13 protein-coding genes are annotated in these 16,637 nt (G+C 58.2%); 12 read left to right on the top strand and 1 reads right to left on the bottom strand.

The features are described 5' to 3' along the window. Positions 1-257 precede the first annotated feature (257 nt). From HCF10_RS19190 to HCF10_RS19180, 3 genes are all read left to right on the top strand, one after another. Positions 258-1,109, top strand: coding sequence for a glycine betaine ABC transporter substrate-binding protein (locus HCF10_RS19190; RefSeq protein WP_131699467.1), 852 nt, complete (start codon positions 258-260; stop codon positions 1,107-1,109). Between the two features lie 262 nt (positions 1,110-1,371). After that, a complete protein-coding gene (locus HCF10_RS19185; protein ID WP_027607054.1) occupies positions 1,372-1,683 on the top strand; it encodes a DUF485 domain-containing protein in 312 nt (103 codons plus the stop codon). Then, positions 1,680-3,338 carry a cation acetate symporter gene (locus tag HCF10_RS19180; protein ID WP_131699466.1) on the top strand — a complete coding sequence of 553 codons (1,659 nt, stop codon included), beginning with the start codon at positions 1,680-1,682 and terminating at the stop codon, positions 3,336-3,338. Before HCF10_RS19185 ends, HCF10_RS19180 begins: the two co-directional genes overlap by 4 nt. A 239-nt stretch (positions 3,339-3,577) precedes the next feature. On the opposite strand, the gene gltA is transcribed toward HCF10_RS19180, so the two are convergent. Continuing rightward, entirely contained in the window at positions 3,578-4,867 is a 1,290-nt protein-coding gene (gltA, locus tag HCF10_RS19175; RefSeq protein WP_003172803.1) for a citrate synthase, read from the bottom strand. Between the two features lie 364 nt (positions 4,868-5,231). Between gltA and sdhC the strand changes: the two genes are divergently transcribed. The 9 genes from sdhC (at position 5,232) to sucD (ending at position 16,611) form a co-directional block, all read left to right on the top strand. After that, positions 5,232-5,606, top strand: coding sequence for a succinate dehydrogenase, cytochrome b556 subunit (gene sdhC, locus HCF10_RS19170; RefSeq protein WP_003172804.1), 375 nt, complete (start codon positions 5,232-5,234; stop codon positions 5,604-5,606). Beyond that, positions 5,600-5,968 (top strand): succinate dehydrogenase, hydrophobic membrane anchor protein, encoded by a 369-nt coding sequence (sdhD, locus tag HCF10_RS19165; RefSeq protein WP_003172805.1) that lies wholly within the window; start codon positions 5,600-5,602, stop codon positions 5,966-5,968. Before sdhC ends, sdhD begins: the two co-directional genes overlap by 7 nt. 3 nt (positions 5,969-5,971) lie before the next feature. Further along, positions 5,972-7,744 carry a succinate dehydrogenase flavoprotein subunit gene (gene sdhA, locus HCF10_RS19160; protein ID WP_053130512.1) on the top strand — a complete coding sequence of 591 codons (1,773 nt, stop codon included), beginning with the start codon at positions 5,972-5,974 and terminating at the stop codon, positions 7,742-7,744. A gap of 11 nt (positions 7,745-7,755) precedes the next feature. After that, positions 7,756-8,460: a succinate dehydrogenase iron-sulfur subunit gene (locus HCF10_RS19155; protein WP_003172807.1), complete on the top strand. Its 705-nt coding sequence runs from the start codon at positions 7,756-7,758 to the stop codon at positions 8,458-8,460. A gap of 261 nt (positions 8,461-8,721) precedes the next feature. After that, complete coding sequence (locus tag HCF10_RS19150; RefSeq protein WP_131699465.1) at positions 8,722-11,553, top strand: 2-oxoglutarate dehydrogenase E1 component; 2,832 nt, start codon at positions 8,722-8,724, stop codon at positions 11,551-11,553. Positions 11,554-11,597: 44 nt separating this feature from the next. Further along, positions 11,598-12,821: a 2-oxoglutarate dehydrogenase complex dihydrolipoyllysine-residue succinyltransferase gene (gene odhB / locus HCF10_RS19145; RefSeq protein WP_065924489.1), complete on the top strand. Its 1,224-nt coding sequence runs from the start codon at positions 11,598-11,600 to the stop codon at positions 12,819-12,821. A 101-nt stretch (positions 12,822-12,922) separates the two neighbouring features. Beyond that, positions 12,923-14,359 carry a dihydrolipoyl dehydrogenase gene (gene lpdA / locus HCF10_RS19140; RefSeq protein ID WP_065924490.1) on the top strand — a complete coding sequence of 479 codons (1,437 nt, stop codon included), beginning with the start codon at positions 12,923-12,925 and terminating at the stop codon, positions 14,357-14,359. Positions 14,360-14,563: 204 nt separating this feature from the next. Next, positions 14,564-15,730: an ADP-forming succinate--CoA ligase subunit beta gene (gene sucC / locus HCF10_RS19135; RefSeq protein ID WP_003233235.1), complete on the top strand. Its 1,167-nt coding sequence runs from the start codon at positions 14,564-14,566 to the stop codon at positions 15,728-15,730. Then, on the top strand, positions 15,730-16,611 hold the full coding sequence (gene sucD / locus HCF10_RS19130; RefSeq protein WP_003172813.1) for a succinate--CoA ligase subunit alpha: 882 nt from the start codon (positions 15,730-15,732) through the stop codon (positions 16,609-16,611). Before sucC ends, sucD begins: the two co-directional genes overlap by 1 nt. Positions 16,612-16,637 lie beyond the last annotated feature (26 nt).

Raw genomic sequence — 16,637 nt, 5'->3', positions numbered from 1 at the left:
GACATGCAAAGTTCAGGCGGGAATGTGGGGTTAAGTCCTACAAAAAGTCCTACTGGCGATGTGATGTCGTTTCTTGCTTGGATGAGGTCGCTGACAGAGCAGGTCGAAGGCCCCGGCAGGTTGATGATCGACGTGTCAGCACTCCACTGATGTCGCAGCAGCCGGATCGATGCGCGTGAAGGGGGCGCGGCGCACCACATAACAACAGGTTGACGTCGCTCGACATCCGTCGGGCGCAGCACTTTCGGGGAAGTACGATGAAGATGCGACGACTCTTGGGCGCAGCTGCCACTCTGGTAGTTGCGATGAGCTCCACACTGGCCAGCGCCGACAGCAAAACTCTGAGCATCGGTTATGTAGATGGCTGGTCCGACAGCGTTGCCACCACGCACGTGGCGGCAGAGGTGATCAAGGCAAAGCTCGGTTATGACGTGAAACTGCAAGCGGTCGCCACCGGGATCATGTGGCAGGGCGTGGCCACCGGTAAACTCGATGCCATGCTCTCCGCCTGGCTGCCCGTGACCCACGGCGAGTACTGGACCAAGAACAAGGACAAAGTGGTCGACTACGGCCCCAACTTCAAGGATGCGAAGATCGGCTTGATCGTGCCGGAGTACGTCAAGGCCAAGTCTATTGAAGACCTCAAGACCGATACCACCTTCAAGAACAAGATCGTCGGCATCGATGCCGGTTCAGGCGTGATGCTCAAGACCGACGAAGCCATCAAGCAGTACGGCCTCGACTACAAACTGCAAGCCAGTTCGGGTGCGGCGATGATCGCCGAGCTGACCCGTGCCGAAGACAAACAGGAATCCATTGCGGTCACCGGCTGGGTGCCACACTGGATGTTTGCCAAGTGGAAACTGCGTTTCCTGGACGATCCAAAAGGGATTTATGGTGCTGCTGAAACCGTCAACAGCATCGGCAGCAAGGGCCTGGAGAAGAAAGCGCCGGAAGTCGCGGCCTTCCTGAAGAAATTCCAGTGGGCCTCCAAGGATGAGATCGGCGAAGTCATGCTCGCTATCCAGGAAGGTGCCAAGCCTGATGCGGCCGCGAAGGACTGGGTTGCCAAGCACCCTGAGCGCGTTGCCGAATGGATCGGTAAATAACCCCCCAATGCCTTGATACACCCCCTGTGGGAGGGGGCTTGCCCCCGATATCGGAGTGTCAGTCGTCAATGATCTGACTGGCTCTCCGCTACCGGGAGCAAGCCCCCTCCCACATTATTTTCGTCACCCGCAAATGTTTCTGCGCCCTCTCAATCCCTCGCTACACTCCGTCTACTACTAAGGTCGTCTGGAACCTGTTCCGTAGCCGCATACAGTGGATACGTTCCAATAATAAAAAAGCTGTGCTGCGAGGATAAAAACAATGAACGACAGCATTTACCTCTCGATTCAAAACAGCCCGCGTTTCAAGGAGCTGGTGAGAAAAAGGGAAAGGTTCGCCTGGATTCTCTCGGCGATCATGCTAGGGCTTTACTCCGGATTCATTCTGTTGATCGCCTACGGGCCACAAGTACTGGGGGCTAAACTCAGCCCCGGCTCATCCATCACCTGGGGCATCCCCATCGGGGTCGGGCTGATTGTCTCGGCCTTTGTCCTCACCGGCATCTATGTGCGACGCGCCAACGGCGAATTCGACGACCTGAACAATGCGATTCTCAAGGAGGCTGCGCAATGATCCGTCGTCTATTGGCTGTATTCGGCGCTTCGGTCTTCGCGCCCGCTGTTTGGGCGGCGGATGCATTGACCGGTGAAGTGCACAAACAACCGCTGAATATCGCAGCGATCCTGATGTTCGTGGCTTTTGTCGGCGCGACGTTGTGCATCACCTACTGGGCGTCCAAGCGCAACAACTCGGCGGCCGACTACTATGCGGCCGGCGGCAAGATCACCGGTTTCCAGAATGGCCTGGCGATTGCCGGCGACTACATGTCGGCCGCGTCCTTCCTGGGTATTTCCGCACTGGTGTTCACCTCTGGCTACGACGGCCTGATCTACTCGATCGGCTTCCTGGTGGGCTGGCCGATCATTCTGTTCCTGATCGCCGAGCGCCTGCGTAACCTGGGTAAGTACACGTTTGCCGACGTGGCGTCCTATCGCCTCGGGCAAACCCAGATCCGCAGCCTGTCGGCCTGTGGTTCCCTGGTCGTGGTGGCGTTCTACCTGATCGCGCAAATGGTGGGTGCGGGCAAGCTGATCCAGCTGCTGTTCGGCCTCGACTACCATGTGGCGGTGATCCTGGTAGGGATCCTGATGTGCATGTACGTGCTGTTCGGCGGCATGCTGGCGACCACCTGGGTGCAGATCATCAAGGCGGTGCTGTTGCTGTCCGGTGCCTCGTTCATGGCGCTGATGGTGATGAAACACGTCAACTTCGACTTCAACATGCTGTTCTCCGAGGCGATCAAGGTTCACCCTAAAGGTGAAGCGATCATGAGCCCCGGCGGCCTGGTGAAAGATCCGATTTCCGCGTTCTCCCTGGGCCTGGCACTGATGTTCGGTACCGCCGGCCTGCCGCACATCCTGATGCGCTTCTTCACTGTAAGTGACGCCAAGGAAGCGCGTAAGAGCGTGCTGTATGCCACTGGCTTCATCGGCTACTTCTACATCCTGACCTTTATCATCGGCTTCGGCGCGATCCTGCTGGTCAGTACCAACCCGGCGTTCAAGGATGCTGCAGGCGCCTTGCTCGGTGGTAACAACATGGCGGCGGTGCACCTGGCCAACGCGGTGGGCGGCAGTATCTTCCTGGGCTTCATCTCGGCTGTGGCCTTCGCCACCATCCTGGCAGTGGTTGCCGGTTTGACCCTGGCCGGTGCTTCGGCGGTGTCCCATGACCTGTACGCCAGCGTGATCAAGAAGGGCAAGGCCAACGAGAAGGATGAGATCCGCGTATCGAAGATCACCACTATCGCCCTGGCCGTGCTGGCGATTGGTCTGGGTATCCTGTTCGAAAGCCAGAACATCGCGTTCATGGTCGGCCTGGCGTTCTCGATTGCCGCCAGCTGTAACTTCCCGGTACTGCTGCTTTCCATGTACTGGAAAAACCTCACCACCCGTGGCGCGATGATTGGCGGCTGGCTGGGCCTGGTCAGTGCCGTTGGCCTGATGATCCTGGGTCCGACCATCTGGGTCTCGATCCTGCATCACGAAAAAGCCATCTTCCCGTACGAGTACCCGGCGCTGTTCTCGATGATCATCGCGTTCGTCGGCATCTGGTTCTTCTCCATCACCGACAAGTCGGCGGCGGCAGAGAAAGAGCGTGCACTGTACTTCCCGCAGTTTGTGCGTTCGCAGACTGGCCTGGGGGCGAGTGGGGCGGTTAATCACTAAGGTTGTAGCTGGACAAAGAGATGCCCCGGTCGAAAGGCCGGGGCATTTTTTTGTCTGGAGGTTATGAAGGTGCTTGTGCCAATGCCATCGGGGGCAACCCCCCCTCTCACAGTTAACCGAGTACATCATTTGGAATGCAGTTCAATGTGGGGGGCTTGCCCCGATGGGGGTAGATCAGTCGACACAAATAAAAACGGCCTCCACTGAGGGAGGCCGTTTTCGGTGCTGCTAAAAGCTGCTTACTTGCGATCTTCCAGCTTGGTAATGTCACGCGACTCGTAGCCGGTGTACAACTGGCGCGGGCGGCCAATCTTGTACGGGCTGGAGAGCATTTCTTTCCAATGGGAGATCCAGCCCACGGTCCGCGCCAGGGCGAAGATCACGGTGAACATGCTGGTTGGAATGCCGATCGCCTTGAGGATGATCCCCGAGTAGAAGTCGACGTTCGGGTACAGCGAGCGTTCTATGAAGTACGGGTCGGTCAGGGCGATCTCTTCCAGGCGCATGGCCAGTTCGAGTTGCGGATCGTTCTTGATGCCCAGTTCCTTCAACACTTCGTCGCAGGTCTGTTTCATGACGGTGGCGCGCGGGTCGCGGTTCTTGTAGACCCGGTGACCGAAGCCCATCAACTTGAACGGATCGTTCTTGTCCTTGGCCTTGGCGATGAACTTGTCGATGTTGGACACATCGCCGATTTCATCGAGCATGGTCAATACGGCTTCGTTCGCACCGCCGTGGGCAGGGCCCCACAGCGCGGCGATGCCGGCGGCGATACAGGCGAACGGGTTGGCACCCGAAGAGCCTGCCAGGCGCACGGTGGACGTCGAGGCGTTTTGCTCGTGGTCGGCGTGGAGGATGAAGATCCGGTCCATTGCCTTGGCCAGCACCGGGCTGATCGGTTTGATCTCGCACGGGGTGTTGAACATCATGTGCAGGAAGTTTTCCGCGTACGTCAGGTCGTTGCGCGGGTACATCATGGGTTGACCCATGGAGTACTTGTAAACCATTGCGGCCAGCGTCGGCATCTTGGCAACCAGGCGGATCGCGGAAATTTCGCGATGCTGCGGGTTATTGATGTCGAGAGAGTCGTGATAGAAGGCCGACAGGGCGCCGACCACGCCGCACATGACGGCCATCGGGTGGGCGTCGCGACGGAAGCCGTTGAAGAAGGTCTTCAACTGCTCGTGAACCATGGTGTGGTTCTTCACGGTGCTGACGAACTGGGCTTTTTGCTCGGCTGTTGGCAATTCGCCATTTAGCAGCAGGTAGCAGGTTTCCAGGTAGTCCGATTTTTCAGCCAGTTGCTCAATCGGGTAGCCCCGGTGCAGCAGGATGCCATTGTCGCCGTCGATATAGGTGATCTTCGACTCGCAAGAGGCGGTCGACATGAAGCCTGGGTCGAAAGTGAAACGGCCCGTGGCCGTCAGGCCCCGTACGTCGATAACATCGGGACCAACGGTGCCGGTTAAAATGGGCAGCTCGACGGGGGCTGCGCCCTCGATGATCAACTGCGCTTTTTTGTCAGCCATGTGGCCTCCTATTTATGCTTCAAATCATCAGACAGACCCCCCACGCAGGGCCCGCACCACTATAGTGAGATAAATTCAGATGTCAATTTGCCTAAAGTCTTGCCCCAGAAGGCTTTAAGCGTACTTTTTCCTCGAAATTGCCTGCCATTTACGCCTTTTATCTCGCCAGCGCAATCCGCTATTAGGGTGAGGAGCGCGCGTTGTCATTAGTAACCTAACTGTCTATACTCGGCCACCGACCGCCAAGGGCTTTTGGGCTTGCTTTCATTGGGGGTCGCACTCCCTGGGTGGTGCTTACCTGACCAGTGCACTCCCCAACAACTTTGCCCTGATTGTTAGGGGCTCTTCAGTGTGAAAAAAAGCCGTGAATAGCCAACGACCTGTAAACCTAGACCTAAGGACCATCAAACTCCCCATCACCGGCGTTACGTCGTTCCTGCACCGTGTTTCCGGCATTATCCTGTTCCTGGGCTTGGGCATCATGCTTTATGCATTGAGCAAATCCCTGGGTTCCGAGGAAGGATACGCCGAGGTGAAGGCATGCTTGACCAGCCCGCTGGCCAAGTTCGTAGCATGGGGCCTCCTGTCCGCTCTGCTTTATCATCTGGTAGCCGGTGTGCGCCACTTGATCATGGATATGGGCATCGGTGAGACGCTGGAAGGCGGCCGCCTGGGCTCGAAAATCATCATCGCCATTTCCGTGGTGCTGATCGTTCTGGCAGGAGTTTGGATATGGTAACCAGCGTTACGAACCTATCGCGTTCGGGCCTCTATGACTGGATGGCGCAGCGTGTGTCTGCGGTCGTTCTCGCGGCTTATTTCATTTTCCTGATCGGATACCTCGTCGCAAACCCGGGCATTGGCTACGAGCAATGGCACGGGCTGTTTTCCCACAATGCGATGCGAATCTTCAGCCTGCTGGCCCTTGTAGCCCTGGGCGCTCACGCCTGGGTCGGCATGTGGACCATCGCGACTGACTACCTGACGCCGATGGCGCTGGGCAAGTCCGCGACCGCAGTCCGTTTCCTCTTCCAGGCAGTATGCGGCGTCGCGATGTTCGCTTACTTCGTCTGGGGTGTGCAGATTCTTTGGGGTATCTGATTCATGGCTAACATTCCAACTATTTCATTCGACGCCATCATTATTGGTGGCGGCGGTGCCGGCATGCGCGCGGCGTTGCAGCTGGCCCAGGGCGGTCACAAGACTGCCGTGATCACCAAGGTGTTCCCGACGCGCTCCCACACCGTATCGGCCCAGGGTGGCATCACCTGCGCCATCGCGTCCGCCGACCCGAACGACGACTGGCGCTGGCACATGTACGATACCGTCAAGGGTTCCGACTATATCGGTGACCAGGACGCTATCGAATACATGTGTCAGGAAGGCCCGGCCGCGGTGTTCGAGCTGGACCACATGGGTCTGCCGTTCTCCCGTACCGAACAAGGTCGTATCTACCAGCGTCCATTCGGCGGCCAGTCGAAGGATTACGGTAAAGGCGGCCAGGCTGCCCGTACCTGTGCCGCGTCCGACCGTACCGGTCACGCGCTGCTGCACACGCTTTATCAGGGCAACCTGAAAGCCGGTACCACGTTCCTGAACGAGTACTACGCGGTTGACCTGGTCAAGAACGCACAAGGCGAGTTCGTCGGTGTGATCGCCATCTGCATCGAAACCGGTGAAACCACCTACATCCGCGCCAAGGCTACTGTTCTGGCGACTGGCGGTGCAGGTCGTATCTACGCGTCGACCACCAATGCCCTGATCAACACCGGTGACGGCGTCGGCATGGCACTGCGTGCCGGCGTGCCGGTGCAAGACATCGAAATGTGGCAGTTCCACCCGACCGGCATCGCCGGCGCCGGTGTACTGGTGACCGAGGGTTGCCGTGGTGAAGGTGGTTACCTGATCAACAAGCACGGCGAGCGTTTCATGGAGCGTTATGCTCCGAACGCGAAAGACCTGGCGGGTCGTGACGTTGTTGCTCGTTCGATGGTTAAGGAAATCATCGCCGGTAACGGCTGTGGCCCGAATGGTGACCACGTGCTGCTGAAGCTCGATCACCTGGGTGAAGAAGTGCTGCACAGCCGCCTGCCGGGTATCTGTGAACTGTCCAAGACCTTTGCCCACGTTGACCCAGTGGTTGCTCCGGTTCCGGTTGTTCCAACCTGCCACTACATGATGGGCGGTGTTCCGACCAACATTCATGGCCAGGCGATCACCCAGAACGCCGACGGCGTGGACGAGATCATCCACGGTCTGTTCGCAGTAGGTGAAGTGGCTTGCGTATCGGTGCACGGTGCCAACCGTCTCGGCGGCAACTCGCTGCTCGACCTGGTGGTATTCGGCCGCGCAGCTGGCCTGCACCTGGAAAAAGCCCTGACCGACGGCATCGAATACGATGACGCCACCGACGCCAACATCGAGGCCGCCCTGGCGCGTCTGAACGCTCTGAACGAGCGGACTGATGGCGAAGACGTGGCAACCCTGCGTCGCGAACTGCAGAACTGCATGCAGAACTACTTCGGTGTATTTCGTACCGGCGAATACATGCAGAAGGGTATTGCCCAGCTGGCCGATCTGCGCAAGCGCATCGCCAACGTCAAGATCAACGATAAGAGCCAGGCGTTCAACACCGCTCGTATCGAAGCCCTTGAGCTGCAAAACCTGCTGGAAGTGGCTGAAGCGACTGCGATCGCAGCCGAGGTTCGTAAAGAATCCCGTGGTGCCCACGCTCGTGAAGACTTTGAAGATCGCGATGACGAAAACTGGTTGTGCCACACCCTGTACTTCCCGGGTGACAAGCGCGTAACCAAGCGTGCTGTGAACTTCTCGCCGAAGACGGTTCCGACGTTTGAACCGAAAATTCGGACTTACTAAGGGTGGCTGCCATGTTGAAAGTCAGTGTTTATCGCTACAACCCTGATCAGGACGCTGCGCCGTTCATGCAGGAGTTCCAGGTCGATACCGGTGGTAAAGACCTGATGGTGCTGGATGTATTGGCACTGATCAAAGAGCAGGACGAGGGTTTCTCCTATCGTCGCTCTTGCCGTGAAGGTGTTTGCGGTTCCGACGGCATGAACATCAACGGCAAAAACGGCCTGGCGTGCATCACGCCGCTGTCTGCTGTTGTTAAAGGCAACAAGCTGATCGTTCGTCCTCTGCCAGGTTTGCCGGTTATCCGTGACCTGGTCGTCGATATGAGCATCTTCTACAAGCAATACGAGAAAGTTAAGCCGTTCCTGCAGAACGATACGCCGGCTCCGGCCATCGAGCGTCTGCAGTCCCCTGAAGAGCGTGAAAAGCTCGACGGTCTGTACGAGTGCATCCTGTGCGCCTGCTGCTCGACCTCTTGCCCGTCCTTCTGGTGGAACCCGGACAAGTTCCTGGGTCCAGCTGCCCTGCTGCAAGCGTACCGCTTCCTGGCAGACAGCCGTGATACCAAGACGTCCGAGCGCCTGGCTTCGCTGGATGACCCGTTCAGCGTATTCCGCTGCCGCGGGATCATGAACTGCGTCAACGTATGTCCCAAAGGCCTGAACCCGACTAAGGCCATTGGTCACATCCGTAACATGCTGCTGCAGAGTGGCGTGTAACTGACGTTGTAACAAGGCAGGACCGTTGTGCCCGTAAATGCTGCGGCGCAGGCTTCAACCGGCGCCGTAGTTTTAACTTGAGCAGCGACTTACAAAGCCGCGGCTCTTATTTTGAAGAAATGAGACAAGCAGGGGCATTCGGGTTGGTACCCGAACTATCAGCGTGATCCTAAGTGGCTTGTTTTGGTCGCTGCACTTGGCCTTTTGCAAGCAAACTCGGTGTTTTCGCCGGTGGTGTCCCCAAATCGAGGGTGACCAAGCATGCAAGAAAGCGTGATGCAGCGCATGTGGAACAGCGGCTATCTTTCAGGTGGTAACGCTGCCTATGTGGAAGAGCTTTATGAGCTCTACCTGCACGACCCTAACGCTGTGCCAGAAGAATGGCGCACCAAATTTCAGACGTTGTCTTCAGACGGCAACGCTGCCACCGATGTATCGCACGCAACAATTCGCGATCAGTTCGTGCTGCTGGCAAAGAACCAGCGCCGCGCCCAGCCGGTTTCCGCCGGAAGCGTGAGCAGTGAGCACGAGAAGAAGCAAGTTGAAGTACTGCGACTGATCCAGGCCTACCGGATGCGTGGCCACCAGGCGGCCCAGCTTGACCCGCTGGGGCTCTGGCAGCGTCCTGCACCTGCAGACCTGTCGATCAATCATTACGGCTTGACCAATGCCGATCTTGATACGACCTTCCGTGCCGGCGACCTGTTCATCGGCAAAGAGGAAGCGAGCCTACGCGAAATTCACGAAGCGTTGCAGCAGACATATTGCCGCACCATCGGCGCTGAGTTCACGCACATCACCGATTCCGAGCAACGCCACTGGTTCCAGCATCGCCTGGAAGGCGTACGCGGCCGCCCGGTATTGTCCGACGACGTGCGCAGCCACCTGCTTGAGCGCGTGACCGCAGCAGAGGGCCTGGAAAAATACCTGGGTACCAAATACCCGGGCACCAAGCGTTTCGGCCTGGAAGGCGGCGAGAGCCTGATTCCGATGCTCGACGAGCTGATCCAGCGTTCCGGTTCCTACGGCACCAAGGAAATCGTGATCGGCATGGCCCACCGTGGTCGCCTGAACGTGTTGGTCAACACCTTCGGCAAGAACCCGCGTGAGTTGTTCGACGAGTTCGAAGGCAAGAAGAAGGTCGAGCTGGGTTCCGGTGACGTTAAATACCACCAGGGCTTCTCGTCCAACGTGATGACCACCGGCGGTGAAGTTCACCTGGCCATGGCCTTCAACCCATCCCACCTGGAAATCGTTTCTCCAGTGGTCGAGGGTTCGGTCCGTGCTCGCCAGGATCGTCGTAACGACACCACCGGTGAAAAGGTCCTGCCGATTTCCATCCACGGTGACGCGGCATTCGCCGGTCAAGGCGTGGTCCTGGAAACGTTCCAGATGTCGCAGACTCGCGGCTTCAAGACCGGCGGTACCGTTCACATCGTCATCAACAACCAGGTGGGTTTCACCATCAGCAACCCGTTGGACGCGCGTTCCACCGAGTACGCCACCGACGTTGCCAAGATGATCCAGGCGCCGATCCTCCATGTGAATGGTGATGATCCGGAAGCCGTACTGTTCGTGACCCAACTGGCTGTCGACTACCGCATGCAGTTCAAGCGTGACGTGGTGATCGACCTGGTTTGCTACCGCCGTCGCGGTCACAACGAAGCCGACGAACCAAGCGGCACCCAGCCGTTGATGTATCAGCAGATCACCAAGCAGCGCACCACCCGTGAGCTGTATGCCGAAAGCCTGACCAAGGCCGGTATATTGGATGACGCGCGTGTTCAGGCGAAAATCGATGAATACCGCAACGCGCTGGACAATGGCCTGCATGTCGTAAAAAGCCTGGTCAAAGAGCCGAACAAAGAGCTGTTCGTGGATTGGCGTCCGTACCTGGGTCACACCTGGACCGCGCGTCACGACACCTCGTTCGACCTCAAGACCCTGCAGGAACTGTCCGCCAAGCTGCTGGAAATTCCGGAAGGCTTCGTGGTGCAGCGCCAGGTTGCGAAGATCTACGAAGACCGTCAGAAGATGCAAGCCGGCGGCCTGCCGATCAACTGGGGTTATGCCGAAACCATGGCGTACGCGACCCTGGCGTTCGAAGGTCACCCGATCCGCATGACCGGCCAGGACATCGGCCGTGGTACGTTCTCGCACCGTCACGCGGTATTGCACAACCAGAAAGACGCGGGCACCTACATCCCGTTGCAGAACCTGTACGAAGGCCAGCCGCGTTTCGACCTGTACGATTCGTTCCTGTCCGAAGAAGCCGTACTGGCGTTCGAATACGGTTACTCGACCACCACGCCGCAGGCGCTGGTGATCTGGGAAGCCCAGTTCGGCGACTTCGCCAACGGTGCCCAGGTGGTGATCGACCAGTTCATCACCAGCGGCGAGCACAAGTGGGGCCGTCTGTGCGGTCTGACCATGTTGCTGCCACACGGTTATGAAGGTCAGGGTCCGGAGCACTCCTCGGCCCGTCTGGAGCGTTACCTGCAGCTGTGCGCCGAGCACAACATCCAGGTGTGCGTGCCGACCACCCCGGCCCAGATCTACCACTTGCTGCGTCGCCAGGTGATCCGCCCGCTGCGCAAGCCGCTGGTAGTGCTGACCCCGAAATCGCTGCTGCGTCACAAATTGGCCATCTCGACCCTGGAAGATCTGGCGGACGGTTCGTTCCAGACCGTGATTCCAGAAATCGATACGCTGGACGCGGCCAAGGTCACTCGCCTGATCCTGTGCAGCGGCAAGGTCTACTACGACCTGCTGGAAAAACGCCGTGCCGAAGGCCGCGAAGACATCGCCATCGTGCGTATCGAGCAGCTTTACCCGTTCCCGGAAGATGACCTCATGGAGATCATCGCGCCTTACACCAACCTCACGAATGTGGTGTGGTGTCAGGAAGAACCGATGAACCAGGGCGCTTGGTACAGCAGCCAGCATCACCTGCGTCGCAGCATCGGTAACCACAACAAGGCCCTGGGCCTGGAGTACGCCGGCCGTGATGCTTCCGCTGCACCTGCGTGTGGTTATGCGTCGATGCACGCCGAGCAGCAGGAAAAACTGCTGCAAGATGCTTTCACTGTTTAACGCCTTCGCGCTGACTGAAACCGAATTTTAAGGACCCACAGATAATGGCTATCGAAATCAAAGCCCCGTCATTCCCGGAATCGGTTGCCGATGGCACCGTTGCCACCTGGCACAAGAAACCAGGTGAGGCCGTCAAGCGTGACGACCTGATCGTCGACATCGAGACCGACAAAGTCGTGCTGGAAGTGTTGGCCGAAGCTGACGGCGTGCTGGGCGCAATCGTTGCCGAAGAAGGCGCTACCGTTCTGTCGAACCAGGTGCTGGGCTCGATCGAAGAGGGCAGCGCTGCCGCTGCTCCTGCTGCCGCTGCTGCACCGGCCGCTGCTTCGGCGCCTGCTGCCGCTCCGGCTGCGGGTGGCGAAGATCCAATCGCTGCACCGGCTGCGCGTCAGCTGGCTGAAGAAAACGGCATCAACCTGGCTTCCATCAAAGGCACTGGCAAAGACGGCCGTGTGACCAAGGAAGACGTGGTTGCCGCGGTTGAAGCGAAGAAAAACGCTCCGGCTGCCGCGCCTGCCAAGGCTGCTGCACCGGCTGCCGCCGCACCTGTGTTCGCTGCCGGCGACCGCACCGAGAAGCGTGTACCGATGACCCGCGTTCGCGCCACCGTGGCCAAGCGTCTGGTTGAAGCACAGTCGAACATGGCGATGCTGACCACGTTCAACGAAGTCGACATGACCGAAGTCATGGCCCTGCGTTCGAAGTACAAGGATCTGTTCGAGAAGTCCCACAACGGCGTGCGCCTGGGCTTCATGTCGTTCTTCGTGAAAGCGGCAACCGAAGCGCTGAAACGCTTCCCGGCAGTCAACGCTTCCATCGACGGCGGCGACATCGTTTACCACGGCTATGCAGACGTCGGCGTTGCCGTGTCCAGCGACCGTGGCCTGGTGGTTCCGGTCCTGCGTAACGCCGAGCTGATGAGCCTGGCCGAAATCGAAGGCGGCATCGCCGGCTTCGGCAAGAAAGCCCGTGACGGCAAGCTGACCATCGACGAGATGACCGGTGGTACCTTCACCATCACCAACGGTGGTACCTTCGGTTCGATGATGTCGACGCCGATCGTTAACCCGCCACAAGCTGCAATCCTGGGCATGCACAACATCATCCAGCGTCCGATGGCCATCAACGGCCAAGTCGTGATCCGCCCAATGATGTACCTGGCGCTGTCTTACGATCACCGTCTGATCGATGGTAAAGAAGCCGTGACTTTCCTGGTGACCATCAAGAACCTGCTGGAAGACCCGGCTCGTCTGCTGCTGGATATCTGATAGAAGCAGCTGCAGGCCTCAAGTGACAGATTGCCGGATAAGGCAGTTGGGCTTGGGGCTTGCGGCTTGAAAGCTTGCTGCTAAATAGAGGAACTATTTTCATGTCGCAGAAATTTGACGTTGTAGTGATTGGTGCGGGTCCTGGCGGCTACGTTGCCGCCATCAAGGCCGCACAACTGGGCCTCTCGACTGCTTGCATCGAAAAATACACCGACAAGGAAGGCAAACTGGCACTGGGCGGTACTTGCCTGAACGTTGGTTGCATTCCTTCCAAGGCGCTGCTGGACAGCTCCTGGAAATTCCACGAAGCCCAAGACGGCTTCGCGATCCACGGCATCAACCATGCTGGCGTGACCATGGACGTGCCAGCAATGGTCGGCCGTAAAGCCAACATCGTTAAAGGCCTGACTTCCGGCGTTGCGACCTTGTTCAAGGCCAACGGCGTAACTTCCCTGCAAGGCCACGGCAAACTGCTGGCCGGCAAGAAAGTTGAAATCACCAAGCCGGACGGTTCGGTAGAAATCATCGAAGCCGAGAACGTGATCCTGGCTCCAGGCTCGCGTCCAATCGACATTCCACCGGCTCCTGTCGACCAGAACGTGATCGTTGATTCGACCGGCGCCCTGGAATTCCAGGCTGTGCCTAAGCGCCTGGGCGTGATCGGCGCTGGCGTGATCGGCCTGGAACTGGGTTCGGTCTGGTCCCGCCTGGGTTCCGAAGTGACCGTGCTGGAAGCCCTGGACACGTTCCTGCTGGCTGCCGACACCGCAGTGTCCAAGGAAGCGCTGAAAACCCTGACCAAACAAGGTCTGGACATCAAGCTGGGCGCTCGCGTGACCGGCTCTAAGGTTAACGGCGAAGAAGTCGTTGTGACCTACACCGACAAGGATGGCGAACAGACCATCACTTTCGACAAGCTGATCGTAGCCGTAGGTCGCCGTCCAGTGACCACCGACCTGCTGGCTTCCGACAGCGGCGTGAACATCGACGAGCGTGGCTTCATCCACGTTGACGATCACTGCGCTACCACCGTTCCTGGCGTCTACGCCATCGGCGACGTGGTTCGCGGCATGATGCTCGCGCACAAAGCTTCCGAAGAAGGCATTATGGTTGTCGAGCGCATCAAGGGTCACAAAACCCAGATGAACTACGACCTGATCCCGTCGGTTATCTACACCCACCCGGAAATTGCATGGGTCGGCAAGAACGAACAGCAGTTGAAAGCTGAAGGCGTTGAAGTTAACGTCGGCACCTTCCCGTTTGCCGCTTCTGGCCGTGCCATGGCAGCCAACGACACCGGTGGTTTTGTCAAAGTCATCGCTGATGCCAAGACTGACCGCGTATTGGGCGTCCACGTGATTGGCCCAGGCGCAGCAGAACTGGTTCAGCAGGGCGCGATCGGTATGGAATTCGGCACCAGTGCCGAGGACATCGGCATGATGGTCTTCTCCCATCCGACCCTGTCCGAAGCGCTGCACGAAGCCGCGTTGGCAGTGAATGGCCATGCCATCCACATCGCCAACAAGAAGAAGCGCTAAGCGAGATAATAAGAAACCACGGCGGAGTTGCCCGTCGTGAGCCTTGCGCGCAAGACTCACCGCGGAATATCCGCTGGACGCAGTCTTGCGCAGCTTTACGGGCCTTGAGCCCCGCAAGTTGCGCAAGCAGCAGTCACAGGTGGCGCGGCACTCATAATGAGCGCAGCGCCGAATGCGCAGTACCTAACGAAGACGGTAAAAAGCATGAATCTTCACGAGTATCAGGGTAAGCAGCTGTTCGCTGAATACGGCCTGCCAGTTTCCAAGGGCTACGCAGTAGACACCCCGGAAGCAGCAGCAGAAGCTTGCGACAAGATCGGCGGCACCGAGTGGGTTGTCAAAGCCCAGGTCCACGCTGGTGGTCGCGGTAAAGCGGGCGGCGTTAAGCTGGTTCGCAGCAAAGAAGACGCCAAGGCCTTCGCACAGCAGTGGCTGGGCAAGCGTCTGGTGACCTACCAGACTGATGCCAATGGCCAGCCAGTCACCAAGATCCTGGTTGAATCGTGCACTGATATCGCTAAAGAGCTGTACCTGGGCGCTGTCGTTGACCGTTCGAGCCGTCGCATCGTGTTCATGGCTTCCACCGAAGGTGGCGTGGACATCGAGAAGATCGCTCACGAAACCCCAGAAAAAATTCTGAAAGCCACTATCGATCCACTGGTTGGCGCCCAGCCATTCCAGGGTCGCGAGCTGGCTTTCCAGTTGGGTCTGGAAGGCAAGCAAGTTGCCCAGTTCGCCAAGATCTTCGTAGGTCTGGCCAAACTGTTCCAGGATCACGATCTGGCCCTGCTGGAAGTGAACCCGCTGGTGATCAAGGCTGACGGCGATCTGCACTGCCTCGACGCCAAGATCAACATCGACGCCAACGCCATGTACCGTCAGCCTAAGCTGAAGACTTTCCACGATCCGTCGCAAGACGATCCGCGCGAAGCGCACGCTGCCAAGTTCGAACTGAACTACGTAGCCCTGGAAGGTAACATCGGTTGCATGGTCAACGGTGCTGGCCTGGCCATGGGTACCATGGACATCGTCAACCTGCATGGCGGCAAACCAGCCAACTTCCTCGACGTGGGCGGTGGTGCTACCAAAGAACGCGTAACCGAAGCCTTCAAGATCATCCTGTCCGACTCCAACGTCGCTGCAGTACTGGTCAACATCTTCGGCGGCATCGTTCGTTGCGACATGATTGCCGAAGGCATCATCGGTGCAGTGAAAGAAGTCGGCGTTAAAATCCCGGTTGTTGTTCGCCTTGAAGGCAACAACGCTGAACTGGGCGCTAAAGTACTGGCAGAAAGCGGTTTGAACATCATCGCGGCTACCAGCCTGACCGACGCTGCTCAACAAGTTGTCAAAGCTGCGGAGGGCAAATAATGAGCGTCCTGATCAATAAAGACACCAAAGTTATCTGCCAGGGTATTACCGGTTCGCAAGGTAGTTTCCACACCCAGCAAGCCATCGAATACGGCACCAAGATGGTTGGCGGCGTAACGCCGGGCAAAGGCGGCACCGAGCACCTGGGCCTGCCAGTGTTCAACACCGTGAAAGACGCTGTAGCTGCCACTGGCGCCACCGCCAGCGTGATCTACGTTCCAGCTCCTTTCTGCAAGGACTCGATCCTGGAAGCGGCATTCGGCGGCATCAAGCTGATCGTTTGCATCACCGAAGGCATTCCTACCCTGGACATGCTGGACGCTAAAGTTAAGTGCGACGAGCTGGGCGTAGTCCTGATCGGCCCTAACTGCCCAGGCGTGATCACTCCAGGCGAATGCAAGATCGGCATCATGCCAGGTCACATTCACTTGCCAGGTAAAGTCGGTATCGTTTCCCGTTCCGGCACCCTGACCTACGAAGCTGTGAAGCAGACCACTGACGCCGGTTTCGGTCAGTCGACTTGCGTCGGCATCGGCGGTGACCCGATCCCAGGCTCCAACTTCATCGACATCCTGAAGCTGTTCCAGGAAGACCCGAAGACCGAAGCGATCGTGATGATCGGTGAGATCGGCGGTTCGGCTGAAGAAGAGGCGGCTGCCTACATCAAGGCACACGTGACCAAGCCGGTTGTTTCCTACATCGCTGGTGTGACTGCCCCTGCGGGCAAGCGCATGGGTCATGCTGGCGCAATCATCTCTGGCGGCAAAGGCACTGCAGACGAGAAATTCGCTGCACTGCAAGACGCAGGCGTTAAAACCGTGCGTTCGCTGGCAGACATCGGCAAGGCCTTGGCTGAGCTGACCGGTTGGGCTGTCAAGTAAGCCTCGCGCTTAGCTGACGCTTTACC

Source organism: Pseudomonas sp. B14(2022) (assembly GCF_012030485.1).
Taxonomy (GTDB): domain Bacteria; phylum Pseudomonadota; class Gammaproteobacteria; order Pseudomonadales; family Pseudomonadaceae; genus Aquipseudomonas.
This window is presented reverse-complemented; position numbering and strand designations above follow the sequence as displayed.